At 61.2% G+C, this 26,401-nt stretch carries 19 protein-coding genes and 2 pseudogenes; 6 read left to right on the forward strand and 15 right to left on the reverse strand.

Annotation, left to right across the window (positions count from 1 at the left end):
• Window positions 1–162 precede the first annotated feature (162 nt).
• Both AB9K34_RS11060 and AB9K34_RS11065 read right to left on the reverse strand, forming a co-directional pair.
• Window positions 163–903 (reverse strand): annotated as a pseudogene (locus AB9K34_RS11060) (extracellular solute-binding protein); the annotation flags it as partial.
• A 27-nt stretch (window positions 904–930) separates the two neighbouring features.
• Window positions 931–1,986: an ABC transporter ATP-binding protein gene (locus AB9K34_RS11065; RefSeq protein WP_369954482.1), complete on the reverse strand. Its 1,056-nt coding sequence runs from the start codon at window positions 1,984–1,986 to the stop codon at window positions 931–933.
• A gap of 75 nt (window positions 1,987–2,061) precedes the next feature.
• On the opposite strand from AB9K34_RS11065, the gene AB9K34_RS11070 reads away from it, so the two are divergent.
• Window positions 2,062–2,793, forward strand: coding sequence for a TetR/AcrR family transcriptional regulator (locus AB9K34_RS11070; RefSeq protein ID WP_369954483.1), 732 nt, complete (start codon window positions 2,062–2,064; stop codon window positions 2,791–2,793).
• Between the two features lie 75 nt (window positions 2,794–2,868).
• Window positions 2,869–3,932 (forward strand): annotated as a pseudogene (locus AB9K34_RS11075) (P1 family peptidase).
• A gap of 909 nt (window positions 3,933–4,841) precedes the next feature.
• Here the strand turns inward: AB9K34_RS11075 and AB9K34_RS11080 are convergent.
• From AB9K34_RS11080 to acs, 7 genes are all read right to left on the reverse strand, one after another.
• Complete coding sequence (locus AB9K34_RS11080) at window positions 4,842–6,254, reverse strand: PolC-type DNA polymerase III (RefSeq protein ID WP_369954484.1); 1,413 nt, start codon at window positions 6,252–6,254, stop codon at window positions 4,842–4,844.
• On the reverse strand, window positions 6,254–6,775 hold the full coding sequence (locus AB9K34_RS11085; RefSeq protein ID WP_369954485.1) for a hypothetical protein: 522 nt from the start codon (window positions 6,773–6,775) through the stop codon (window positions 6,254–6,256). The genes AB9K34_RS11080 and AB9K34_RS11085 overlap by 1 nt, the downstream gene beginning before the upstream one ends.
• Window positions 6,776–6,840: 65 nt before the next feature.
• Window positions 6,841–8,664, reverse strand: coding sequence for a DUF294 nucleotidyltransferase-like domain-containing protein (locus tag AB9K34_RS11090; RefSeq protein WP_369954486.1), 1,824 nt, complete (start codon window positions 8,662–8,664; stop codon window positions 6,841–6,843).
• Between the two features lie 102 nt (window positions 8,665–8,766).
• A complete protein-coding gene (locus tag AB9K34_RS11095) occupies window positions 8,767–10,554 on the reverse strand; it encodes a sodium:solute symporter family protein (RefSeq protein WP_369954488.1) in 1,788 nt (595 codons plus the stop codon).
• A gap of 6 nt (window positions 10,555–10,560) precedes the next feature.
• A complete protein-coding gene (locus AB9K34_RS11100; protein WP_369954489.1) occupies window positions 10,561–10,845 on the reverse strand; it encodes a DUF4212 domain-containing protein in 285 nt (94 codons plus the stop codon).
• Between the two features lie 66 nt (window positions 10,846–10,911).
• Window positions 10,912–11,595, reverse strand: coding sequence for an adenylate kinase (locus tag AB9K34_RS11105; RefSeq protein WP_369954490.1), 684 nt, complete (start codon window positions 11,593–11,595; stop codon window positions 10,912–10,914).
• Window positions 11,596–11,601: 6 nt separating this feature from the next.
• On the reverse strand, window positions 11,602–13,572 hold the full coding sequence (gene acs / locus AB9K34_RS11110; RefSeq protein WP_369954491.1) for an acetate--CoA ligase: 1,971 nt from the start codon (window positions 13,570–13,572) through the stop codon (window positions 11,602–11,604).
• 498 nt (window positions 13,573–14,070) lie between these two features.
• Between acs and AB9K34_RS11115 the strand changes: the two genes are divergently transcribed.
• From AB9K34_RS11115 to AB9K34_RS11125, 3 genes are all read left to right on the forward strand, one after another.
• Window positions 14,071–15,087, forward strand: a complete 1,017-nt coding sequence (locus AB9K34_RS11115) for a C4-dicarboxylate TRAP transporter substrate-binding protein (protein ID WP_369954492.1) — start codon at window positions 14,071–14,073, stop codon at window positions 15,085–15,087.
• Window positions 15,088–15,157: 70 nt separating this feature from the next.
• A complete protein-coding gene (locus AB9K34_RS11120) occupies window positions 15,158–15,787 on the forward strand; it encodes a TRAP transporter small permease subunit (protein WP_369954493.1) in 630 nt (209 codons plus the stop codon).
• The gene (locus AB9K34_RS11125) at window positions 15,787–17,187 is read left to right on the forward strand and encodes a TRAP transporter large permease (protein ID WP_369954494.1); all 1,401 of its coding nucleotides are present in this window, start codon (window positions 15,787–15,789) and stop codon (window positions 17,185–17,187) included. Before AB9K34_RS11120 ends, AB9K34_RS11125 begins: the two co-directional genes overlap by 1 nt.
• Window positions 17,188–17,192: 5 nt before the next feature.
• Here AB9K34_RS11125 and AB9K34_RS11130 read toward each other — a convergent pair whose 3' ends face one another.
• The 6 genes from AB9K34_RS11130 to AB9K34_RS11155 form a co-directional block, all read right to left on the reverse strand.
• Window positions 17,193–19,397, reverse strand: a complete 2,205-nt coding sequence (locus AB9K34_RS11130; protein WP_369954495.1) for a PAS-domain containing protein — start codon at window positions 19,395–19,397, stop codon at window positions 17,193–17,195.
• Entirely contained in the window at window positions 19,390–20,571 is a 1,182-nt protein-coding gene (locus AB9K34_RS11135; protein WP_369954496.1) for an FIST N-terminal domain-containing protein, read from the reverse strand. The genes AB9K34_RS11130 and AB9K34_RS11135 overlap by 8 nt, the downstream gene beginning before the upstream one ends.
• A gap of 39 nt (window positions 20,572–20,610) precedes the next feature.
• The gene (locus AB9K34_RS11140; protein ID WP_369954497.1) at window positions 20,611–21,294 is read right to left on the reverse strand and encodes a response regulator; all 684 of its coding nucleotides are present in this window, start codon (window positions 21,292–21,294) and stop codon (window positions 20,611–20,613) included.
• 133 nt (window positions 21,295–21,427) lie between these two features.
• On the reverse strand, window positions 21,428–23,191 hold the full coding sequence (locus AB9K34_RS11145) for a PQQ-dependent methanol/ethanol family dehydrogenase (RefSeq protein WP_369954498.1): 1,764 nt from the start codon (window positions 23,189–23,191) through the stop codon (window positions 21,428–21,430).
• 222 nt (window positions 23,192–23,413) lie between these two features.
• Window positions 23,414–24,370: a YVTN family beta-propeller repeat protein gene (locus AB9K34_RS11150; protein WP_369954499.1), complete on the reverse strand. Its 957-nt coding sequence runs from the start codon at window positions 24,368–24,370 to the stop codon at window positions 23,414–23,416.
• Window positions 24,367–25,533 (reverse strand): ABC transporter substrate-binding protein, encoded by a 1,167-nt coding sequence (locus tag AB9K34_RS11155; RefSeq protein ID WP_369954500.1) that lies wholly within the window; start codon window positions 25,531–25,533, stop codon window positions 24,367–24,369. The genes AB9K34_RS11150 and AB9K34_RS11155 overlap by 4 nt, the downstream gene beginning before the upstream one ends.
• A gap of 170 nt (window positions 25,534–25,703) precedes the next feature.
• Between AB9K34_RS11155 and pedF the strand changes: the two genes are divergently transcribed.
• The gene (pedF, locus tag AB9K34_RS11160; protein ID WP_369954501.1) at window positions 25,704–26,375 is read left to right on the forward strand and encodes a cytochrome c-550 PedF; all 672 of its coding nucleotides are present in this window, start codon (window positions 25,704–25,706) and stop codon (window positions 26,373–26,375) included.
• Window positions 26,376–26,401: the final 26 nt, after the last annotated feature.

Genomic DNA, 26,401 nt, shown 5'->3' on the forward strand with positions numbered 1-26,401 from the left:
CACTGCAAGCGCGCCGAGCGCTTGAGCAATTTGAGGGCTCCGCGCCCGGCGCGCTTGCCCAAACCGAAACCCATGATTATCAAGATCAAACCCGCAGACTCTCGTTATGAACGAGGGACCGAAGGGGGGCAGGTCAATGCCGCCACCGTTCCAGTTGATTTCAGCCTGCACACCTTCGCCAGCCAGCGTGGTGATGCGCCCGTTCCACGCCGAGGTATATGCGACTTCCCCGTCCGAGAGCATCTGCACTGGCTGTGCACCGGCGGTCCACCACGCGGTGATATGCGGTTTGATCTCATCCAGCTTGGCAAAGGCGCGGTCTTGTCCTTCCGGCGTAGCCAGCACGGTCTACACGTCTGCCGGAGCAACCCCATCTGCGATCAGGGCAAATTCGAGGTTGTCGATCGGCTGGTTCTGTAAGGCACGGCCACCGGGGAAGGTTTCGATGTCCCAGAAATCCGCCCAGGAAGCCATCCGCTTGCCTTCGGGCAGCTTGTCGGTACGCACCGCCATGATGGTCGAGAAGGTTGCCGCGATGGCCGCGTCAGGCAGTTTTGCGCTGTCCGGTAGATTGTTGTCGGGGTCGATGGCGGACCAATCGAGCGGTGCCAGCCAGCCCGACAGCGAGGCGGTGGCATAGGCAACCGGGTCAAGTTCGGCCACGTCCCATGTGACCTTGCCAGCCACTTGCATGGCCTTCAGAGCCGAGGCGCGCTCGGTCGTGGCCTGCGCCTTCACGACGATCCCGGTTTCGGCGGTGAACGGATCGTCAAAGACACCCTTCATCACCTGCGCCAGGCCACCGCCCGACCCGGCATAGGTCAGCGTGCCTTCGGCGAATGTGACGCTTGCCGCGATTGTGGCGCCCAGCGTGAGCGCTATGAAAGTCTTGGCCAGTTTCATGGTTCTCTCCCTTAGACCTGTTTGAGTTCAGTCAGCGGCCAATGGAGCGGCGTCTGCCGGGTCGAAGACCAGTTTGATGGTTTCGCCCGTATGTGGCAGGTGATCGTGCCCCGACCGTTGGCTACGCACGTCCAGCACCCGGCCAGACGCCAGGCGCACTGATTGCGCTACAACCGGGCTAAAGAAGGTCTCGTCTTCAACAACACCTTCGAAAATGGATTTGTGCTCTGGCGCATCGCCCAGCACCACGCGGATGCGCTCGGGTCGCAAGCTGATTGCAATGGCGGAAGTGTCCGCAACAGGAATATCTATACCCATATCGGGCACTTCTGCGCGGCCATCTTTTACAGCCGCCAGATCGAACATGTTCGACTGCCCTATAAAGTCGGCCACAAACCGGGTGCGCGGACGATCATAGAGCGCCTCGGGCGCATCGATCTGCACGATCCGGCCGCCTTCGAGGATCGCGATCCGGTCCGACATGGTCAGCGCCTCGGTCTGGTCATGGGTCACGAATAAAACCGTGGTGCCGATCTCGCGGTAAATGCGGCGGATCTCTTCCTGCAACTCTTCGCGCAGCTTCAGGTCCAAGGCTGACAGGCATTCGTCCATCAACAAGACCGGTGGCTCGAACACGACAGCGCGCGCCAGGGCGACACGCTGGCGCTGCCCACCCGAGAGCGCAGCCTTGCGTGCGGCAAACTCTCCCAGTTTTACCATCTCAAGTGCTGCTTTCACCCGACGGTCAATTTCCGGCTTGGGGACTTTCCGCATCTTGAGCGGGAAGGCGACATTGTCCGCCACGGTTTTGTGGGGGAATAGCGAGAAGTTCTGAAACACCATGCCAACGTTGCGATTCTCGGGCGCTACATCGGTCAGTGGGCGATCATCGATGAAAACCTCGCCGGACGTGGCATCGGAAAATCCGGCCAGAATGTTCAGCGCGGTGGATTTTCCGGAACCCGACGCCCCCAGCAAGGTCACGAATTCCCCCGGAGCGATGTCGAGGTTGAAGTCCGAAAGCGCCACGGTGGTCCCGAAGGACTTGCTGACGTTTTCGAAGCGAACGCGCGATCCCTGCATGTGTGATCAATTTTTGAACAATATGTCTTATTTTTGAAGATTGACTAAAATTGGACGACATGTCAAATATTTTTCATGCAGACAGAAATTGCCGGTCCATCACTAAAAAAAGCACAACTCTCAGAAGGGTTTAGCGTTGCCGAAATCCTGGAAGATCGCGCCCATGCGATGCAAAAACGTCGAAAAAGGGTTCGCACACGTGCGGTCCTGTTGGCCGTCGCGGCCCGAGAAATCGAACGAGTCGGGTATGAATCCCTGACAGTGGACCATCTTGCCAATGCGGCGGGAATGGTGCGTGGCACCTTCTATTTGTACTTCCACAGCCGGGCGCACATCACCAAGGCGGTGCTTCGCAAATACTGGGCCTTGATGCGCAGTCATCGACCCCGGGGCGGCGGACTTGGATTGCGCGCATCAATCCACCGCGCAAATACATACTCGGTGATGCTGGCGGCGAAAAACCCGCGCCTGTTGGCCGCGCGCGAGATTCTACTGCGCGAAGACACCGACATCGAGGCGCGTATGGATTCCGTTAACCGGATCTGGTCCGACCGCATCGTTCGCGATCTTGAACACCGCGGCCTGACATCTCGGGATGATCCAAACTATTCCTTTGTCCGCCTCAAGGCCCGGGCCGTGATCAACATGTCCGATACGCTGCTTGCAGATGTTCGCAGGCTGTCGGGCTGGGATGACAATGATGGGCCAATTGATCTCGACCTCGTCATCCGGGTCATGGACGATCTTTGGTATCGCTCGCTTTATTTGCGTGAGGGACACCCAGAAAACCAGGCTGACCGGCAATAACCCGGGCCATCATAGCGGTAGCGCAAGCGAAACAGCCATCGGTGTTTGGCCTTCAAATAAATACTGGAATTACAGATGGAAAAGGACAAATCCAGAATTCGTGCGCGCGACCTTGGCCTTCCCTTTCCCGGGCAGCTGGGTCGCTTTAACGCACTCATTGATGTTCCCGGGGTCAAGGTGGGTTTCACAACACTGACCGACCATGACAAGAACATCCGAACTGGTGTAACCGCCATCCTCCCGCGGGATGAGGAAGGCACACCAAAGCCTGTTTGGGCGGGTCACTATTCCCTGAATGGAAATGGTGAGATGACCTGCACGCATTGGATCAACGATGCAGGCTATTTCGTGGGTCCGGTCATGATCACGAACACGTATTCGGTGGGCATGGTGCATCACGGCACCACCCGCTGGATGATTGACCGGTATTCCGATTACTTCACTAACAATCATGCCTGGGCGATGCCGGTGGTGGCCGAAACCTATGACGGCTGGCTGACTGACATCAACGGTCAGCATGTACCGCCGAACATGCTATCTCTGCGCTTAATTCAGCCTCCTATGGGCCGGTCGCAGAAGGCTCGGTCGGCGGCGGTAACGGCATGATCTGTCACGAATTCAAAGGGGGAACCGGAGCCGCGTCGCGACAGGTGAGCATCGGCGGAAACACCTTTACCGTCGGGGCGTTGGTACAGGCCAACCACGGCATCCGCCCGTGGCTGAGCATTCTAGGGAATCCCGTCGGGCAGATTATGACGGAAGGCCGGCTAAGAGAGACAGAGACCGGCTCGATCATTGTCATCGTCGGAACCGATGCACCATTGTCTGGCCTGTCACTGCATCAAACCGCCAAACGGGCCGCCATTGGCATTGGCCGTGGTGGCTCGCCGGCGGAAACAACTCCGGCGACATCTTTATGGCATTTTCTGTTGCCAATGCCGCAGCACAACAAAGCGGTTGTCGAGCGTGCCGTGCTCAACAACGAGTTCATCGATCCGATCTACATGGCCACGGTCGAGTCGATCGAAGATGCGGTTGTAAATGCGATTGTCGCTGGCGAGGATGTGGAAACTGTCAAGCCAGAGGGCTTAATCTGTCGTGGAATTGACCTGCAAGAACTTGTCGCTCTTTTTCGGTGACACGATGACGCCCGTACAGCGGACTTTTCTCCCAAACTGTGCAACAGCAGCAATGGTCCGTGTCTCGATTGTCGAACCCGGTCGCAGCAAAAGGATGATCGCAAATCCTGCGATATCAGTCTAGGCGAACGACCGGTTCGGTTAATGCTCTGTGCCGCCGCAAATGTCGCGCTGCATGCGCGATGGTTTTCTGCATGAGCAATAGCCGCACCTGCAAAAATCGGGTCTGCCCCGCCTGACCGACACACAGTCAGATCGTGGCGGGGGTCCGGTTTGGGTCGCAAAATTCTTGGCCGTCGAGTCGGGTTTGCTTGTCACGGCGCGCTGACAAAAATCAGACAATCGGTGGATTCGATCACTTTCGCTCAACATTCGACAAGGGGGTAAGCTGACTTTCCGCTTGCTGGCGTGTCGCTCTGCACTTCGGGTTGAGTGCCGAAACCGTGATTTACGATTGTGAATATAAACATCGTGATCGGGGTGGGTTTCCATGAATGCCGTCTGAGCGGTTGCCCTGTCGAAAGGCCGGCGCGCGTTTTGGACGTGTCTACGCAATATACGGGGCGAGACGATCCGGTTGTCGCGGTGTGAAAATTCGTAGAACGGCGTCCAGATCATCAAGCCTGACAACATCGCCAACCAAAGCCAGCCATGATTCCTACGTCGGTTATCGCGTGCGACTGAAGCCCGGAACATTGAGAGTTTTTGCGAGCGTCAATGTCAAAGAAGGCCCGAACCGAACGGGTGCGGCAAAGAAACGTCAGCGGTGGCGTTGGGCCGGGAACCGCCAGAGCAGGTTGTTTCGCATGCTGATGCGTTCCGCGATGGCTCTGACGAGGCCAGGGCGGCCTGAAATAAAAGATCTCAACGCGTCAGGGAACTGATGTTTCAGGTTGGTCGCGGAACGTTTCAGTTCAAATCCTCAAGCAGGCGTCCGTGCCTGCGGGTTTCCGCGATGACGTCTCCGAACGTCGTCATTCCCCTTGCCCGCAGCATCGGAAGCATGGCGCACAGGACTTCGGCGGTGGCCTGTGCATCGCCAAGAGCGGTGTGTCGCAAGGTGTGCGGAATGCTCACGCCGAGCCTGTCGCACAGCGCATCCAGCGTATGGGTTTCCGACGCGCCGAAGAGCACCGCCGAGAGCAGAACCGTATCAAGGATCGGATGGTTCCATTCCACCCCCATAGCGGTCGCGTGCCGCCGCAGAAAGGCCATGTCGAACGGTGCATTATGGGCGACGATGACGGCGTCGGTGGCGAATTTGTGAAATGCCCGACCGGCCTCGGTGATGTCGGGGGCTCCGGCAACCATCGCGTCGGTGATCCTGTGCACCCTGCTTGAGGCAGCAGGAATCGGCATGCCCGGATCGACCAGCGTGTCCAGGACTTCGCCTTGCACGATGCGCCCGCGCAGGACCCGGACCGCGCCGATCTGCACGATCTCGTCCTTGTGGGGCAAGAGGCCGGTGGTTTCGGTATCGAACACCACGAAGCACAGATCGGTCAGGGGCCGTTTCTCGAAAGCGCCATCCCCGGACGTCTCCAGAAGATCGAAATCATAGACCAGCGGCCGCGCCTCATCCGGGGCGATCCGGACGGCGCTGGTATCGAGCGTGAGCAGGTAGCCGTGGCCCTGACCGAGCGGTTTCATCCGCAACTCGTAGCTTTGCTGTCCGGTCACGCTTTGCGCGGTGAACCCCACCTCCTTGCCGGTCCTGGCCAGCTTCCGATAGGCCGCCTCGACAGGTTGTTGTTCCAGATAGTCGAACAGGGAAGCCTGCAGGCGTGGATGGGCGATCTGCGCGAGAACCGCGGCGGCCTGACCGTCGTACAATACGATCCGATGACCGGGATTCACGATGATCATCGCGACCGGAATTTCGGTCAGCAATGCGGTCAGCCATTCCTTGTCCGCAGCCAGCCGCGCGGTTTCCGCAGCGACCTGCTCGGCGGTCGATGTGGCATTTTCGCTGAGCTTGGCTGTCACCGCCTCGGCGGCAAGGGCCAGATCGCCCAGGTAGCGTGCCGTGTTCCTGTCGATCCCGCCGGCGGCCCCGGCATGGGCCCGGGCGCGCAGGTTGGCGGCGATACGTTCAACGGGCTTTGCAATGTTCTCGTCAAACAGCAGCCAGATGCCGGCGATCAGAGCCACCATCAGGAACACCGAAAGGACACCGGCGAGGACGAAAGCGTCCATCATGTCGGGCTGTCCCGCCCGATTGTAGCCGATCATCAGCGAAATCACCGCGATGGCGACACTGCCCCCCGCCAGCAGGCAGAAGAACAGGAAGATTCGCAACCGCAGGCCCAGTTTGCGGGACATCACGACAGCCCGCAGGTCGTCGTCAGTAGCGCGGCACCGGACTCGACCGGTTGCCAGTTTGCGTTCACGATATCTCCGTTGCTGCCGAATTGCGTGTCGCTGTCCAGTACCGCGCTGCGGTTTTCCGCGCAGTCAAAGGCCACCGGTATCTTGCGCACCGGGGCCCAGCGACCGAAGAAATAGAGATCGGCAATGCGTTGCGCCGGTTGCTCCGGATGCCGTTGGATCGATGCCGCGTCAACGGCGACAAACCGGTTCACATAGGGAACCAGATATGTCCAGGGCTGATAGAGGCTCTTCTTCTGAACGGTCTCCGCGATCTGCACATCATCGGGCAGGCCGGCGCGCGTGCGCTCGTACCAGCTGTATTCCATCGAAACGGTCATGGCGATCATCGCAAGGCCGGCACAAACCGGAACCGCCCAACGCGGCAGGCGCCCGCCCGTGACGCGACTGAGCAACATGACGAGGCCCGCCGCCGCGATGCCGGCGAAAACCGTACCGATCAGTTCCAGAAACATGCATCCTCCTCGCTGGGGACGCTGGCGCATCCCCGTTCCCCATTACCACCCGCCTTGCGGCCCGGTCAGCTCAGCATGCCACGACCCTGGCCAACAGACGACTGCATTGTCTTTACCACGACAAACGCATCCCGCAGATGACTTCGCTCAAAGTCGGACAGGGTCGTTGGCGACATGAAATTGTCCGCTGCGTCACCGGCGTTGATCCGCGCGAGCTGATGGGTCAGCCGGGTCTCGGCGATCAGGTCGTAAGCATCGACAAGTTCGCGTGCGCCCGCGGTGGACACGACGCCCGCAGCTTCTGCGGCCTGCAGGCGGGCGCGGGTGTTGACCTCGGTCAGCTCGCCCTTCAATGCGTAGATGCGCCCGAGATCGACAACCGGCACCACGCCGTTCAGCTTCAGATCGATCATGTTGCGATGTTCGCCCGACCGGATCGTGGCAAACCCCCGCAACAGGCCAAGCGGCGGCGTGTGCTTGAGCGAGTTGGCGATCATATGCGCCACGAATATCGAATTGCGGCTGGCGGCGTGCAAGGTGTCTTTCTGCAGCCCTTCGAACAGCGACTTGTCGCCGCCGATGGCGCGCAGGTCGAACATCACGCTGGCCAGCATCTGGGCCTGTGGGTCCGGCGTCGCGATCCATCCCTGGAAATACTGGCGCCAGACACGCAGGGGTTGGCACCAGCGCGGGTTGGTCGCCATCATGTCGCCGGGGCAATAATAATAGCCGCAGGTGTCAAGCCCGTCGGATACAAACCGGGCGAGATCGGCGAAATAGGGCATCTGCTCGGGCGTCACCGCGTCATCGAGGATCAGGCAATTGTCCTGATCCGAAACCCCGGTCTGTTCCTGCCGCCCCTGCGAGCCACAGGCAAGCCAGAGATAGGGAACGGGAGGCGGGCCGAGTTTCTGTTCACCGAGATGCAGCAACCTGCGGGTTGCGGTATCGGCAATGTCGGTGATCAGCCGCGTGACCACCTCGTGCCGGTTTCCACCGGCAACCAGCTGGACCAGCAGGCGCGGTATCTCGGCGGTGACACGGGCCATCTCGTCGGCGCTGCCTGAGCGGGCGATGGCACTGACCAGTTCGGCGGAACTGACCGCCTGGAAACGTGTCAGGTCGGTCTGGGTCACGATCCCGACAAGCTGCCCCGCCTCGACGATCGGGATATGGCCGATGCGATGTTCCATCATTGCATGCAGCACGTCCGACCCGATGGCGGACGGCGACAGGGTCAGCGGATCGCGGGTCATGACGTCCTGGACACGGGTGGTGCAGGGCAGGCCGGGGGCCAGCACCCTGCCAGTCAGATCGCGTGTCGTGACGATCCCCGCGAGCCGGTCTCCGTCGACGATGCAGAGCGAGGAAATCCGGTTGTCATGCATCAGGCGCGCCGCCTGTTGCACATCGGTGACCGGGGGGCAGGTGACGGGCGTGTCGGCCATGAAGGTCTTGACCCGGCTGGTGGCGAGATCGCTGCCGCGCCGGGTGTCGTTTCGACGGCGGTCAAAGAACCGTGCGAATGCGCGTTCCGACGCCATCAGGTCGTCGAAATCCGCACGGGGCAACATCAGCAGGATGCTGTCGGTTGCGGCGCGCGCCGACGTCAACGCATTGCCATCTCGGACCAGGCCGCGCTCGCCAAATGAATTGCGCGCGCCGAGCAGCGAAACCGGACTGCCATTCGCGTCGCGCACCTCGACTTCGCCATCATAGAGCAGGTAGAGCCCCTGCATCGGTGAGCCGACCGCATAGATCGGATCACCCTTGCCGATCGTCATAACCTGAAAGCGCGTGGCAAGATCGTCAAGCGTGTCGGCGGCCAGGCTGTCATAGGGATGAACCGAGCGAAGAAATCGAAGAATCTTGTCTGTTGGCAGGGTCATGGGGCACCGGAGCTCGGAACGAATGTGGTCCCGCCCGAAAGTCGACGGGCGGGACCGGGCAGGGACGGGCACAGTCGGGGGAAAGTGCCCGGCCCCCTTGTCTTAGTGACCGGCGGTTGCCGCACCTGCGCCGCGTGGGACGCGCACGCTTTCCACCAGGTCGACAATGTCCTGCGGAACCGGCTTGGTCATGCCCGCAACCAGGTAGGCGACGGCAAAGTTGATCATCGCACCGACCGCTCCGAACGAGGTCGACTTGATCGACAGCAGCAGCGGATCAGCATCGGTAAAGGTGTTGGTGTCGGGGATGAAGAACCAGCCCTTGTGCAGGAAGATATAAACCAGCGTCACGATCAGACCGGCAAGCATGCCCGCCACGGCGCCCGAGTTGTTCACCTTCTTGGAGAAGATGCCCATCATCAGTGCCGGGAAGATCGATGCCGCCGCCAGACCAAAGGCCAGGGCCACGGTCTGCGCCGCAAAGCCCGGAGGGTTGAGACCCAGATAGGTGGCGACGACGATGGCGACGGCCATGGCGATACGCGCGGACATCAACTCGCCTTTTTCCGAAATCTCGGGGGCAAAGCGACCCTTGATCAGATCGTGGCTGACCGCAGAGGAAATCGCAAGCAGCAGACCGGCGGCGGTCGAGAGCGCGGCCGCGAGACCGCCAGCGGCCACCAGACCGATCACCCATCCGGGCAGGTTGGCGATTTCCGGGTTGGCCAGAACAAGGATGTCGCGGTTGAAGTTGGTCAGTTCGTTGCCCTGCCAGCCATTTTCGGATGCTTTGGCCTGCATGCTTTCGGCTTGATCATTGTAGTACTGGATTTTGCCGTCGCCATTCTTGTCTTCCCAGCCCAGCAATCCGGTTTTCTGCCATGTGGCCATCCAGTCGTAACGCGGATCGGTTTCGATCTGCTCGACCGAGACTGCTTCGGCATTGGTGCCGTTGGGCCAGAACATGTCGGTGATGTTGAGACGGGCCATGGCGCCGACTGCCGGTGCGGTCAGATAGAGCAGCGCGATAAAGACCAGCGCCCAGCCGGCGGACCAGCGCGCATCGGCAACGCGGGGCACGGTAAAGAAGCGCATGATCACGTGCGGCAGACCCGCGGTCCCGATCATCAGCGACAGGGTGAAGAGCACCATGTTCAGCGTATCGCCGTTATGCGACGTGTACTCGTTGAAGCCGAGTTCGGTCACGATGGCGTCCAGCTTGGCCAGCAGCGGCTCGCCCGTCGCGGCATAGTCGCCGAACAGACCGAGGGCCGGGATCGGGTTGCCGGTCAGTTGCAGACTGATGAACACGGCGGGAATGGTATAGGCCATGATCAGAACGCAATATTGCGCCACCTGTGTATAGGTCACGCCTTTCATGCCGCCGAACACAGCATAGGCGAAAACGACACAGGCACCGATCAGCAGACCCCAGGTGTTGGAGATCTCCAGAAACCGGCCAAAGGCCACGCCGACGCCCGTCATCTGGCCGATCACGTATGTGGTCGATGCCACGATCAGGCAGATCACAGCGACAAGACGTGCTGTCGGGCTGTAGAAACGATCACCGATGAATTCGGACACGGTGAACTTGCCGAACTTGCGCAGGTAAGGCGCGAGCAGCAGCGCCAGAAGCACATAGCCGCCGGTCCAGCCCATCAGGTACGAGCTGTTGTCATAGCCGGTAAAGGCGATGAGACCGGCCATCGAGATGAAGGAGGCGGCCGACATCCAGTCGGCGGCTGTCGCCATGCCGTTGGTGACGGGATGAACGCCGCGACCGGCGGCGTAAAATTCCGATGTGGAGCCGGCCCGGGCCCAGATCGCGATGCCGATGTAAAGCGCAAAGGAGGCGCCCACGAACAGCAGGTTGATGGTAAACTGATCCATGGGTTATTACTCCTCTTCGACGCCGAATTCCGCGTCGAGCTTGTTCATCCGGAACGCGTAGAAAAAGATCAGGGCCAGGAACACCAGGATCGAACCCTGTTGTGCGAACCAGAAACCGAGATCGGTCCCCCCGACGGCAATGCCCGACAGCATCGGACGCAGCAGGATGCCGAACCCGAAAGACACCAGCGCCCAGATGACGAGGCTGATCAGAATGATGCGCACGTTCGCCGCCCAATAGCCCTTGTCGGCCTCAGCGGTGCTCGCGGCATGAGTTGATTGGTCCGCCATGGCGGTTCCTCCTTCTTCCTCCAAAGATGATGGCCACCGCGTTAACCTTGCAGTGGCCGGGTCTTGTCAGGCCGTGGCCTGTTTCACGATCGCTGCCAGATCGGCGGCAATCGTGTCGATATCGCCCATCGCGTCGATGGATTTGAGCACGTCCCGCGCCTTGTAATAGGCGATCAGCGGGGCGGTCTGCTCGTGATAGGCGACAAGACGGCTGGCAACGGTTTCGGCGTTGTCGTCGGCGCGGCGTTTCATGTTTGTGCTGCCGCATTTGTCGCAGGTTCCGGCAACGACCGGGGCCTTGAACGTATCGTGATAGCCCTCGCCACAATCGCCACAGGTGAACCGCCCGGAAATGCGCGTGACCATCGCGGCATCGTCAACTTCGAGGTTGATCGCCGCGTTGATGCCCTGGCCGGATTCCGCGAGCAGCGCGTCCAGCGCCCCGGCCTGTACCGTGGTGCGGGGAAAACCGTCGAGGATCACGCCCCTGGCGCAGTCCGGCTGGGCCAGACGGTCACGCAGGATGTTGACCACGATCTCGTCGCTGACCAGTTTCCCGGCCTCCATCACCGCCTTGGCGGCCTTGCCGGCCTCGGTGCTGGCCGCAACGGCGGCACGCAGAAGATCACCGGTGGAAAGTTGGACAAGGCCGAATTTTTCCTCGAGCATGCGGGCCTGCGTGCCCTTGCCCGCGCCCGGAGGGCCCAGCAGGATCAGGACGGCGGGCTTGGTCATCGTGGCTGCATCCATGGTTTCTTACCCCGCCCGGTTCGCGATCAGATCATCGACAACCGAAGGGTCGGCCAGGGTCGAGGTGTCACCAAGCGAGCCATAGTCGTTTTCGGCTATCTTGCGCAGGATACGGCGCATGATCTTGCCCGAGCGGGTCTTGGGCAGGCCGGGAGCCCACTGGATCACGTCGGGTGACGCGATGGGGCCGATCTCGGTGCGGACCCATGTGCGCAGTTCCTTGGTCAACTCATCGCTGGACTCCACGCCATTCATCAGCGTGACATAGCAATAGATGCCTTGCCCCTTGATGTCGTGCGGGTATCCCACAACGGCAGCCTCGGCGACCTTGGGGTGGGCAACCAGCGCGCTTTCGACTTCGGCGGTGCCCATGCGATGCCCCGATACGTTGATCACGTCGTCGACGCGACCGGTGATCCAGTAATCGCCATCCGCGTCGCGGCGGCACCCGTCACCCGAAAAGTAATATCCCTTGTAGTCGGAGAAATAGGTTTTTTCGAACCGTTCGTGATCGCCCCAGACGGTGCGCATCTGGCCGGGCCAGCTGTCCTTGATCGCCAGCACGCCCTCGACGTCATTGCCGTTGATTTCCTCGCCCGATTGCGGGTCGAGCACGACGGGATGCACGCCAAAGAACGGTTTCTGCGCCGCGCCGGGCTTGAGCGCATGGGCGCCGGGCAGCGGGGTCATCATGTGGCCGCCTGTCTCGGTCTGCCACCAGGTGTCGACGATCGGGCAATTGCCCTTGCCGACCACGTCATTGTACCAGTTCCATGCTTCGGGATTGATCGGTTCGCCCACGGTGCCAAGAATACGCAGGCTCGAAAGATCGCATTTATTGACGAACTCGGTGCCCTGGCCCATCAAAGCGCGGATGGCGGTGGGGGCGGTGTAGAACTGGTTCACCTTGTGTTTCTCGCAGACCTGCCAGAAGCGGCTGGCGTCAGGGTAGGTTGGCACGCCTTCGAACATCAGGGTGGTCGCGCCGTTGGCGAGCGGACCATAGACGATATAGCTGTGCCCGGTGACCCAGCCCACATCGGCGGTGCACCAGTAAACGTCGCCATCATGGTAGTCGAACACCACCTCATGCGTCAGCGCGGCATAAACCAGATAGCCACCGGTGCTGTGGACCACGCCCTTTGGCTGGCCGGTCGAACCCGAGGTGTAGAGGATGAACAGCGGATCCTCGGCGTTCATCTCGGCGGGCTTGCTGTAGTCATCCGCCTCCAGCGCCATTTCGTTGTAATCGTAGTCGCGGCCATCGATCCAGGTGGTCTGGCCGCCGGTGCGCCTGACAACCAGGCATTTCACCGTGTCCTTGCAATGCAGCAGGGCTGCGTCGGCGTTGGACTTCAACGGAGTCTTGCGGCCACCGCGCGGCGCTTCGTCGGCGGTGATGATGACCTTGGCGTCCGAACCGTTGACGCGGGCCGCCAGAGCATCGGGCGAAAAGCCTGCAAAGACGATGGAGTGGATCGCGCCGATCCGGGCGCAGGCCAGCATGGCATAAGCGGCTTCGGGGATCATCGGGAGGTAGATGATGACCCGGTCGCCCTTGCGCACACCCATGGTTTCGAGAATGTTCGCCATCCGGCAGGTGCGGCGGTGCAGTTCGGAATAGGTGATGTGCTGCGCCGCTTCGTTCGGATCGTCCGGCTCGAAGATGATCGCGGTCTGATCGCCGCGCGCTTCGAGGTGACGATCGATACAGTTGGCCGACACGTTCAGCGTACCATCCGCGAACCAGTTGATCTTGACATTGCCCAGGCTGAAATTGACGTCCTTTACCTGGGTGTAGGGCTTGATCCAGTCGATCCGCTTGCCTTGCTCGCCCCAGAACGCGTCCGGATCGTTGATCGAGGCTGCATACATCTCGTCATATTTCACAGCGTTGACATGCGCGTTGGCGATGACTTCCTGCGACGGGGCGTATGACCGTTGCGTGGCGGTGTCCGATGGTGCTGTTGTGCTCATACGAGGCTCCTCCCTCTGACATTGATGCGGGGCTTTGGCTCGCCCGTTCCGGGACGTTAACGCCCGATACTCCTCGCCACAAATAATAACTGAAACTGAAAATATGGAAATAACTTACGGGAATAGAACGATTAGTTTGTAAATGATTTTCGAAGAGCGTTCGATTTTTGTAAACTTTTTGCTGCTGTTCACATTTTCTTGTGTAGGTGCAACGCATTGACTGTTAACGGATCGCAAACGTGTCCGCACGCCTGATGTTGCCCCCGGGTCAACCTGACGAGAAGCCCCCCTTGCGATAGTTTGTTCGCATGCAAGCAGAGCGCCGCGAAATGCGGATTTTGCGGCGCGGTGCCGGGGCGCATGTCGCGGTCAGACGGCGAATCGACCGCAGGCGGATGCCGATTTGTGCAGGGTCGGGGGCTTGGCTTCACCGGGCGGGCGCGCTAGCGTTCGGTCCAAGCGGTCCGGCGACTGGATCGCAATATGGGAGAGTACTTCATGAACAAGATGTTGACCGGGGCGGTCGCCGCGGCAGTTGCCGCATCCTTCGTTGCCGAGGCATCGGCGACCGAATGGAACGTATCTGTCTGGGGCAAGCGCCGCGCCTTTACCGAACATGTCGAAAAGCTCGCCGAGCTTGTCAGCGAAAAGACCAACGGCGAATTTACCATGAATGTCAGCTATGGCGGACTGTCCAAGAATCGCGAGAACCTGGATGGCATTTCCATCGGCGCATTCGAAATGGCACAGTTTTGCGCCGGATACCATCCAGACAAGAATCGCCTGATCACGGTTCTGGAACTGCCCTTCCTCGGCGTGTCCAATCTCGACGAGGAGGTCGCAGTCAGCCACGCGGTCTATGCCCATCCGGCGGTTCAGGAAGAAATGGCCCAGTGGAATGCCAAGCTGCTGATGACCAGCCCGATGCCGCAATACAATATCGTCGGCACGGGCGAGCCGCGCGACGAACTCAGCGAATTCGAGGGCATGCGGGTGCGCGCCACCGGCGGCCTGGGCAAAGCGTTCGAGGCGGTCGGCGCGGTGCCGACCTCGGTGACCGCGACCGAAGCCTATCAGGCGATGGAATCCGGTGTCGTCGATACCGTGGCCTTTGCCCAGCACGCCCACCTGTCTTTCGGCACCATCAACCAGGCCGACTGGTGGACCGCGAACCTCAATCCGGGCACGGTGAACTGCCCGGTGGTGGTGAATATCGATGCCTATGAGGCGCTGAGCGATGACGAGCGCGAGGCGCTGGACAGCTCGGTGGACGAAGCCATCGCGCATTACCTTGCCAATTATGGCGAACTGCTCAAGAAATGGGACGCCGTGCTGGAAGAAAAAGGCGTCACCAAGGTCGAGATCAGCGACACCGAGCTTGACGCTTTCCGCAAAACCGCCGCCGACCCGATCCGCGCGGCCTGGATCGAGGAAATTGAAGCACAGGGCCTTCCCGGTCAGGAACTCTATGATCTGGTGGTATCGACCCTGGCGGATGCCAAGGGATCGAACTGAGCCGGGAGCGAACCGGATTGCGGGGCCGTGCCATGTGCGCGGCCCCGTCTTTGAATGAGGGGATGAGCACATGGCGGGTTCTGCCGCGGTACTGGAAGATTCCAGCCTGCTGAGCCGTTTGGACCGGGCCTTGCTGCCGGTCGAACGCTTTTGCGCGTTGCTGAGCGGGTTGGCGATTTTCTCGCTGATGTTTCTCGCGGCGTATTCGGTGATCGGGCGCAAGTTCTTTGGCATGCCGCTGCTCGGCTATGTCGATTATATCGAGGCTGCCATGCCGATCATCGCGATCATGGGAATTTCCTATGTGCAGCGGGATGGCACCCATATTCGCATGGACATGCTGGTCGGTGCGCTCAGCGGACGGGTGTTGTGGCTTTTCGAACTGGTGTCGGTCATTCTCATCCTGATCCTCGTTACCGCGCTGGCCTGGGGCGCCTGGGAGCATTTCGACCGCTCTTTTGATTGCGCGCGCCCCCTGTGCAGCCGCGACAGCTCGATCGATATCGGCCTGCCCACATGGCCGTCCAAGCTCGTGGTGCCGGTGGCGTTTGCGGTTCTGGTGCTCCGCCTGATCCTGCAGGCGGTGGGCTACGGACGCGCGCTTGTTCTGGGGCTTGAGAACCCGGTGGCCGTGCCATTGAACCTGAGCGTGGCCGAACAGGCCCAGGCCGAGGCCAGCCAGCTTGCGGGGCATGACTGATGGAACCCATTGAAATCGGATTGTGGGTCAGCGCGGGCCTGTTGATTCTGGTGCTCGCGGGCATGCGCGTGGCGTTTGCGGCGGCGCTTGCGGGGTTGGTCGGGCTTGTCCTGATATTCTGGGCCAAGCGGGATTTCGGTGGCGAGCATCTGGGCTGGGCGCTGACCGTTGCGATCAAGACGGCGGGGCAGGTGCCGCATTCCAAGGTTTCGGCGCAGGTTCTGAGCCTGATCCCGGTCTTCATCATGATCGGTTACATGGCCTATTACGCCAACCTGACCACGGCATTGTTCGAGGCCGCGAAGCGGTGGATCGCGTGGGTGCCGGGTGGGCTGGCCGTTTCGACGGTCTTCGCCACCGCGGGATTCGCGGCGGTGTCCGGGGCCTCGGTGGCGACGGCGGCGGTGTTTGCGCGCATCGCGATCCCCGAGATGCTCAAGATCGGCTACAACAAGCAATTCGCCGCCGGTGTGGTTGCGGCGGGCGGGACGCTTGCGTCTCTCATTCCTCCGTCGGCCATCCTCGTGATCTATGCCATCATCGTTGAGCAGGATGTGGGCAAGCTGCTGCTGGCCGGGTTCATTCCGGGGGCGTTTTCGGCGGTGGTCTATGCGGTGCTGATCATCGGGATCGCGATGATCTTCAAAACCGTGGGCCCACCGGTCCGGGGCTTTACCTGGGGCGAGCGGTTCCGGGCGCTGCCGCCCGCGCTGCCCATCGTGGCGGTGGTGGTGATCATCATCTTCTTTGTCTACAATCCGTTCGGCGATGCGTGGGGCACACCGACAGAGGGCGGTGCGATCGGTGCCTTTATCGTGTTCCTGATGGCGGTGTTTCGCGGCATGCGGTGGTCGGAATTGAAATCGGCATTGCTGGACACCGCCAAGCTGACGATCATGATCTTCACGATCATCTGGGGTGTGCTGATCTATGTGCGCTTTCTCGGTTTTGCCGAGTTGCCAGCCGCTTTCGCCGACTGGATCACGTCGCTCGACATGTCGCCGATGCTGATCCTGATCTGCATCCTGCTGGCCTATGCGGTGCTGGGCATGTTCATGGATGCGATTGGCATGCTGCTCCTGACGCTGCCGGTGGTCTATCCGGCGGTTATGGCGCTGAACGGAGGCGAGACCGTGACCGCGGCGGAGAGCGCATTCGGCATGTCCGGAACCATGTGTGCGATCTGGTTCGGGATACTCGTGGTCAAGATGGCCGAGTTCTGCCTGATCACCCCGCCCATTGGCCTCAACTGTTTCGTCGTGGCCGGGGTGCGCGAGGACCTGACCGTTCAGGACGTGTTCAAGGGCGTGATGCCGTTCTTTGTCGCCGATGCGATAACCATCGCGTTGCTGGTGGCGTTCCCGTCGATCGTTCTCTACCTGCCCAGCCTCGCCGGTTAGGTCGTTCAGGAGGGCGTGCCGGACAGGAAGCGTTGCAACTGGTCCGTGTCGATCGGCTTGTGGAGCAGCGGCAATCGCCTCTCGCGGCAGCGCATCTCGAGCTCGACGCTGCGGTTGGCGGAGATGATGCAGGCGGGAATGGGGCCGAAAACATCTGTGATCTCGGAGATCGCATCAAGGCCCGAGTGGTTGTCATCAAGCTGGTAGTCGGCGACGATCACGTCCGGTGCCATGTCGATGTCGTTCAACAAGGCCTGTGCCTCTGCCGTGTTCGGGCAGGGCAGCACGTCAAGCCCCCAGTTTTCCATCGTCAGGGTCAGCGCGTTGCGCAGTTCTTCATCGTTCTCGATCAGGAGCACGATGCGGTGTTGCAGGTTGTCGTGCCAGGGCTCGGGCGTGTTGGTATCCGGCGCGAGTTGTGGCCGGTCCTGTGGCGCAAGCGGCAATTCGACCGAAAACACTGTTCCGCGCCCAACCTGCGAGCGCAGGTGCAGCGGGTGACTCAGCAGCGCACAGGCGCGATCGACAATCGCAAGGCCCAGTCCCATGCCATCGGCGGCACTCGCGGTCGCGTTCAGCCGCTGGAATTCACCGAATACAAGGTCCTGTTCGTCCTCCGCGATGCCGGGGCCGGTGTCCCAGACCTCGACGCGCACGGATTTCCCCATCCGCCGCGCCCCCACCAGCACACGACCCCGATCCGTATAGCGAATGGCATTGCTGACGAGGTTCTGAAGGATGCGGCGCAGATAGGTTGCATCGCTCTGTACATCTGCGCCGGTGCGCAGGATGCGCAGGTCCAGATCTTTGGCCGCTGCGGTCGGACCCAATTCGTCGCGCAGTTGCGACAGGAGCCGGTCCAGCGACACCGTCGACAGGTGCAGGTTCGCCTGACCCGAGTCGAGCTTGGAGATGTCGAGCAGGGCGGAAAGAATGTTTTCCACGCTCTGCAATGCGCTCGCGGCCTTGGCGGCGCTTTGGCGCGATTGTGGATCGAGCGCATCTCCATCCAGCGACGCGACATAGAGTTTGGCCGCAGAGAGCGGTTGCAGCAGATCATGGCTGGCGGCAGCGACAAAGCGGGATTTGGAAGCATTGGCGCGTTCGGCCTCTGACAACGCATCCTCAAGATCGAGCGTGCGCTCCATCACCCGCAACTCCAGCATCTCGTTCGCTTCGGAAATGGCACGGATGGCCGTGCGCTCGGGTGTCATATCGGTAAAGCTGATGACAAAGCCGCGGTCGGGCATCTCTTGCATGTGCACGGCAAGCGTCCGGCTGGACCGGTGTTCGATTTCAAACGACAGGGACTCTCTGCTGCGGCGGCCCCGCACCCAGTCATCGATCTCGCCATAGGCAACATCGTCGGTCAGGGAAATTTCGGCGCGAAACTGGTCATAGATCGTCTGAAAGCTGCTGCCGATGGTAAAGCGCCCGATGGGGATCGACAGCAATTCGCCGACCCTGCGATTCCAGCCCACCAGGCGGCCGAGCTGATCGAATATGCACACGCCCTGACGCAGATGTTCGAGCGTCGCGCGGATGAGCAAGGCCTGATCGTCGAGGATCCGGTCGCGTTCCTGACGCTCCAGCCGCATGATGTCGGTCACATCGGTCTGCAGGATCACGGTGCCGCCATCGCGTGTGCGGTGTTCGCTCACCTGTACCCAGCGATCCTGCGACATGCGGACATTGAAGATGACGCTGGCATCCTTATGTCTCACCAGACGTTGCGCGGCCCAGATGTCCGGGGTTTCGCGGTCCGGCAGGGAGAGATAGCGGCTGTTGCTGACGATACGCACATAGTCGGTAAAGCCCAGTCCCGGTCGCAGCAGGTTGCGAATATCGGGCATGTGCATGCCGAACCGGCTGTTGCACATGACCAGTTCGTCCTCGGCATTGAACATGGCGAACCCCTCCTGCACGGTCTCGATCGCATTGGCGAGGTTCGAGCGCGCGGCCTCGGTCTCGCTGTTGGCGACGGCAAGGCGGGCGTTGGATTCATTCAAAAGGTCAAGCGCGCGTTCCAGATCGCGCGTGCGCGCGCGGACTTCCTCTTCGAGCAGGGCGGCCCGCTGGAACTGGGCATAGGCGGCACCTGCGGCATCGACGCTTTGTTCGACGCGCTGCATCAGCGCGCTGGCGATGATCTTCAGCTTTTCGTTTTGTCGCTCGACAGAGTCTTCGGGATTGATCAGCGAGTCAGCCATCGGCCTCGATCTCGTCAGGCGGATAGATGGCGACGCCGGTCAGGGTCTGGTTCACATGCATCGAATTGAACTGTTCGCCATAGGTGGAAAACCCGACGACCCGATTGCGCGACAGGATGTCCGACAGAGCGCCGGTCATCTGTTTTTCCTGCGCTTCAAGCCGGCGCAAAACGCAGTCGCAGGCAAGGATCGCGTCCGGTTCGCGTTGCGACGAAAGCTGGCCGATCTCGCGTTCCAGGTGGGTGGCCATGTTCTCGGGTTCGGCCAGGGTCAGGACCAGCCCGGTGTCGATTGCGGAAAAGAAATTCAGGTTGCCGTCGGCGTTCAACTGCTGGATGGCGCGGACATGATGCTGACCGTCGATGCGAACGACGACCGGATGGGCCGCGAAGGTAAAGGTGGTGAGTTGCTCCGGATCCTTGCCGAGCAGGCGGGCGTATTCCCGGGCGGCGGGTTCGGCGTTGATCTCGTAGACGATGCGCCGGTCGGGATCGGCGTCGGTGACCACCATCCGCTGTTCCGTGGGAACAAGGTGGTCAGTCTTGAATACCTTGATCGGACAGCGCGTGCGCACCTGCAGAAGCGCCGCAGCATTGGTGTGGGCGATGCCGTCATCGAGTACGAAGGTCGATCCGAAATCCATGCCGTCGCCCGCCGAGCCGCCGAACAACGGGACCGGCCCGAGGCCGATGGACAGTTCCGAGGCAAAGGTATCTTCCCGCGTCGACATCCCGTCGATCATCAGGAAGGTAAATTCATAGCTCCAGTCGGGTTCGTCGCGGATCATCTCGTTGCGGTTGCGGATCATCCGGTCGATCAGCGATTGCGCGTCATAGGTCTCAAGATTTTCGACCAGCAACGTGCGGATGATGAAGTGGCTGCGCGGCAGCCCGATCGCCAGGATCTCGCCCTCGGAATAGCCCTGGCTGGATATTTCGCCTGCCGTGGTACAGCCGACGACGGGGGCCGGGGCAAAGACGGCCTTGGCGCGTCTGATCGTTTCGGCAACGTCTGCCTGCGGGGTGACGAACAGCACGACAGCGGCGAGATCGGACGGGTCCAGCGCCCGCGCCAGATCGCCGATCGCATCCGCTGCATCGTGGTGGGCAAAGGCAGAGCGTACGATGCCCGACATGCGCGACAACGCGCCGGACAGACCGTTGGACCGCTGCATGGCCGCTCCTCCCTGTTTGGCCAGCCGATGCTATCCAGTTCAGATGCGGTCTGACAAGACGCTGCCGAAACTTGTTTCCTTGGCGATCAGCACCGCTTGCGTGCGGCTCTGTACGCCCAGCTTGCGCATGATCGCGGTCACATGCGCCTTTACCGTGGTCTCGGCGATCGAGAGGTCAAAGGCGATCTGCTTGTTCAACTTGCCTTCGCAGATCAGTTGCAGGATGCGCGCCTGCTGGTTGGTCAGGCTGGCGAGCCGCTTGACCGCATCGTTTTGCGGCACCGCCTCGTCATTCTCCAGCAGGTCGTAACCGGGCGGCACGAACACCTCGCCCCGGGCCAGATCTTCGAAAGCGGCCCTGAACACCGCACGCTGGCTGTGCTTTGGAACGAAACCCGCCGCCCCGGCATGGATCACCGAACTGATCACGCGGTTGTCGGCCATCGACGAAACCACGACGATTGGTGCGCTGGTCACCTTGAGCATGCGGATCACGCCTTCGAGACCGTTGACGTCGGGCAGGTTCAGGTCGAGCACGATCACGTCGGGCGAGTCGTGGCCCTGCAGCCACTCGATGGCCTCCTGCAAGGTGGCGGCGCTGTCGATCCGTCCGATCCCGGCCACCGTCTGCAATGTCATCGAGAGCGCATCGCAAAACAGCGGGTGATCGTCCACGACAAGAGCGGACTGAAACGTGGTGGGCGGAGAGGGCTTGTTCATCATGTTCACGGGAAACCTATCGCCTTGTGTCTTCAAAGGCTAGCAAAGAGCCGAAATCCGCGCACTTGTCGAAAAGTCGTAGAAACACAAAACGCGCGCCGGTGAGGCGCGCGCTGTCGTGTCGTTTGGCGTGATCTCAGTTGGAGGCGAGCTGCTTGGGCAGCTTGAACGTCCAGAGCATGCCGCCCTGGTTGAGATAGTTCACCTTCTTGGCGACTTCGCCACCCCAAAGCGGCACGGCGCCACCCCAGCCTGAGATGAGCGACACATATTGCTCGCCATCCAGTTCGTAGGTGACTGGCTGCCCGACGATGCCCGAGCCGGTCTGGAACGACCACAGGACTTCTCCGGTCTCGTCATCAAAGGCAATGATTTCGCCCTCGGGGTTGCCAGTGAACACGAGGCCGCCAGCTGTGGCCATCACACCGGCCCAGAGCGGCGCGTTGTTCTTGTATTCCCACTTGATCTCGCCCGTGTCGGGGTCGATCGCCTTGAGGCTGCCGATATGGTCTTCGTAGTTCGGCTTGATGGTGAACCCGGCGCCAAGATAGGCGGCGCCCTTCTTGTAGCTGATCGGCTCGTTCCAGATATCCATGCCCCATTCGTTGGAGGGAACGTAGAAATTTCCGGTCTTCTGGCTGAACGCCATCGGCATCCAGTTCTTGCCGCCGAGGAACCCCGGTGAGGCAAAGACCACATCGCCCTTCTTGCCGTCCGCTGCGTCCGACGGGTTGCCCGGGCGGTTGTCCTCGTTGAAGATCGGACGGCCGGAGTCGTCGATGCCCGATGCCCATGTGATGTCCTTGACGAAGGGCGCCGCGCTGACGAATGCACCGTCTTCGCGGTTCAGCACGTAGAAAAAGCCGTTCCGGTCGGCCGTGGCATAGCGCTTGTTGCCCGCACGGTCGGTATAGGCCACCACCTCGTTCACACCGTCATAATCCCAGCCTTCGCGCGGCGTGGTCTGATAGTGCCACTTGATTTCCCCATTTGCGGGGTCGATGCCGATCCGGCTGGCGGCGTAGAGATTGTCGCCGGCGTTGCCTTCGGTCGGCGTGCCGGCATTGCGCAGGTGGCTGTTCCACGGGGCCGGGTTGCCGGCACCGAAGACCAGCGTGTCGGTGTCGATATCATAGGATCCGCCCAGCCAGGTCGCGCCGCCGCCGGTCTTCCACATATCACCCGGCCACGTCGCGTTCAGCGTGCCGGTCATGGTGGATTCCTCGCCGTTCAGCGTACCCATGTGACCTTCGATCACGGGGCGGGTCCAGACCAGGTCGCCGGTCTCGGCGTCGCGGGCCTGTACCTCGCCGACGATCCCGAATTCACCGCCCGAGTTGCCGGTGATGACCAGCCCGTTCACGATGAGCGGTGCGGCGGTATAGGAATAGCCGGCCTTGTAGTCGGCGATCTTCTTGCGCCAGGCCACGTCGCCCGTCTTGCGGTCAAGCGCGACGATGCGGGCGTCCAGCGTACCGAAATAGATCTTGTCCCCATAGATCGCTGCACCGCGGTTGACCACGTCACAGCAGGGCAGAATGCCTTCGGGCAGGCGCGCATCATACTGCCAGAGTTCCGTGCCCGTGGCGAGGTCGATGGCATAGAGCCGGCTGTAGGAGCCGGTGATATACATCACGCCGTCATAGACCAGCGGCTGAGTTTCCTGGCCGCGCTGCTTTTCACCGCCGAGCGAGAATGCCCATGCAGGGACCAGATTCTTGACATTGTCCTTGTTCAGGATGTCCAGCGGGCTGTAGCGCTGCAGGTGCCGGCCCATGCCGTTGGTGACGATCTGGGTGGTGATCGACTGATCGTTCCTGAGGTCATCCTCCGTGACCTGAGCCTGCGCCATCCCTGACGCGAGAACGCTTGCGGCAACGACCGCGATGAACCTGTTCATGGGTTTTCTCCCCCCTTGGTGTAAAATTGCATAGCCTTCACACCAGTTGGGTCTGGCTGTCTGGCTGGTTGTATTATCAGAAGCAAGTCCACGGCGCGAAATTGCACAATGGTCGTATGACGGGTCGCTTTGCCACCGGCCATATGCCCAATTCGTGCCGGCAGGGCCGCTTTTTGATCGGTCCCGTGCGCGCAGACGCGGAATGCTGTGGTTGCGCAAAGGCTAGGGACGGGTCGCTGCGCCCCACGGGAAGCGCCCGACCTTGATTGTCTTGATGGCCTTGCGGCTGGCCACGTCGATCACTGTGACGTCGCCGGAGACACCATTGGTGGTGAACAGCTGCGTCATGTCCGGCGAAAACGCCATGTGCCAGACGCGACGACCGACCAGAACATAATCCTCGACCTCATAGGTTTCGGCGTTCACCACGGCAACGTGGTTGGATGGCCCGAGCGCGACGAAGACCGATTTGCCATCCTTCGAAAATTCGAAACCGACCGGCTGCACGCGATCCGGGTGCACGCCCTTGATGGCAAATTCGATCCGCGCCTTCTGGGACTGATCCCGGGTGTCGAACACGGTGACGGTGCCGCCGATTTCGGAACTGACCCACAATTCGGAACCGTCATGGGTGAATTCCGCATGACGCGGGCGCGAGTCGACCAGCGTATTAGCATAGATCGTGCGGGTTTCGGTGTCGATCCAATGCGCCATGTTCGTCGTTTCCGACGTGGTTATCACCGTTTTTCCGTCCGGGCTGACCGCCATGCCCTCTGGTTCGATCCCGACATTGATCTGCGCGACGACCTTGCGGGTCTCGGTGTCGACCACGGTGGTGACGGCGTCATCCTCGTTGGCGATATAGAGATCGCGGTCATTCGGATGCAGCACGAATTGCTCCGGGTCTTCGCCCGAGGGCAGGTCATGCAGTATCTCGCCGCTGTCCGGGTCCATGACCTGAACGGTGTCGCTGTCTGAGGCGCAGATATAGACGCGGCTGTGATCCTGCGAGAAGGTGATCCCGCGCGGGCGTTCACCGGTCGGATAGGTCTTGACGACGCTCAGGGTCTCGACATCGATAACGCTGACCGTGTTGTCCTTTTCGTTGGTCACCCAGATTTCGCCGGCCCAGGCGGGCAATGCGGCAGTGAGCGCGGTACAGAAAAGCAGGTGTTTCATTCGAAGGCCTCGCAGCTGCTTTCGGGCCGGTCCAGCCCGAGTGAATCCATTTCGTTGAACTGATGCAGAAAGCCGGGCAGGGGGGCCTGAGTGACAAGCGCACGTTCCGTGACCAGCGGGATCGGCTGGCGCAACTGCCCGTTCCATGCGCGAAAGTTGAGCGGACGCCCCTTGAACCCGGCGAGTTCGAAGCGATCGGAGAGGATATATGCCCTGATCGTTTCGACATCCCCCGCATTCGTGCGGGTCACGGCTTCGCCGAGGGCGCGTATTGCCGCCCATGCGGCATAATCCCGTGCCGTCATGTCGCGGTTGGCAAGCTCGTGAAACCGGCCTTGCAACTGGGCGGCGCCCCACTGCTCGACGACGCGGTGCCAGGCGAGCGGGCGCAGGCCCTCCGAACCTGCCACGGGACGCGGCGCCCAGGTGTTGTAGGCAACGTAACGTCCAAAATCATGCAGTTCGTCCGCAATCAGCAGCATTGAGAAATCGCCGAGATCCTGGGTGAATACGGGAACCTCCTGCGCCGCGTTTCGGCGCATGTCGGCATCGAAGGTCCAGGTTTTCTCGGCGATCAGGTCAAGCCCGTACTTGGTGGCGCTCCGCCGCAGGGCATCGGCGAACACCGCATCCTGCGCATGGGCGCCGGAAATCAATGCAAGCCTGTTCCATTGCTTGAAGACCGCGAATTGCATTAGCGCGTCCGCACGCATCGCGTCCGACGGGATCGTGTGCAGCAGATTGGCACGGCACCCCGCATCGCGCAGTTCGACATCCCGCGCACCGGCATTGAAGAGCAGGGCGTCAGCCGCTTCGGGCAGGTCCGCGACCTGTTGCGCCGCTGCCGCGGGAACATCGAGGATCAGGTAGGGCGATCGCGCCAGCGCCTGTTTTGCCGCCGCCGCGAGATCGGCGTCGGGCGCGAGCTGGATCACCTCGAGCTCGTAGCTCTGGTTCAGGAACTGTCCGGTGGTGTTGTTCTCGAGCTCTCCGAGGCGCGCCCCGGCGGCGCCCAGATCCTCGGGGATCGGATCGAGGTTCGACAGAATCGGCGGGCGCGGCGGAATCTGTTGCAGGAACGTGACCGGCAGGGTCACATCCGCGAACGCGGGTGCGGCGAGGCCCAACACCAACCCGAGGTTGAGCATTGACTGTCTGAACATGGTTGCCCCCTTTGTTGCCGGTACTCTGTGGCATGGGTTCCGGCGCTGCCATTAGACCAAGGTCGAAGGAATCGCCTGCAGGGCGCGGTTCTATAACCAAGGTCGAATACCGCAGTGCAGCATCACCGGGCTACAACACCGCTGATACGAGACATGAGGGAGATGGAGACATGTTGAGATTGCCGATCGCTGCGTTCGGACTGGGGCTTGTGGCTGGCATGGCATTTGCGCATGGCGATGTTGCGCCACAGGCGATCGACACCGATGCGCTTCCCGATGTTGGCGAAGAGTGGCTGACCGAGAATCCCTATCGCGATGCGGGTCCCGAGGTCTGGGCCAAGGCGATCGAGATCGGTGACAGTGGCTATAACCAGAACTGCGCGCGGTGCCACGGGCTTGGCGGGGTTTCCGGCGGCCTTGCGCCGGATCTTCGCTATCTTGAGGCCGAGGAATATGGCGATGAATGGTTCGTGGACAGGTTCCAGACCGGCTATACGCAGAATGGCATAACCAAGATGCCGGCCTTTGGCGAACTGCTCGGGCAAAAGGCGGCCTGGGCGATCCGGACCTATATAGAAACCCGGGCCGACGATGGAGCGCTGGACGATTATACAGGTCGTCTCAAGGAGATCCGGGATGCACTGGCCGGCATGTCGGCGGGGGATGATGCGTCGGCATTGCAGGCCGAGCTCTCCGAGATCGCCGCCGAGATCGAAACCGGTTCGGGCGCACCGGTCGCTGACAGCCCGGCATATCGCGCGGCCAACCTGATTACCGGTGAGTCTCCGGACTTCCAGGGGGCGAGCGAGGCGTTGACAATCGGTCTGTCCGCCGCACACTGATCCGCGACAAACCCCGAAGGACGCGC

The organism is Sedimentitalea sp. XS_ASV28, assembly GCF_041224545.1.
In the GTDB taxonomy this organism is placed as follows: Bacteria; Pseudomonadota; Alphaproteobacteria; order Rhodobacterales; family Rhodobacteraceae; genus Sedimentitalea.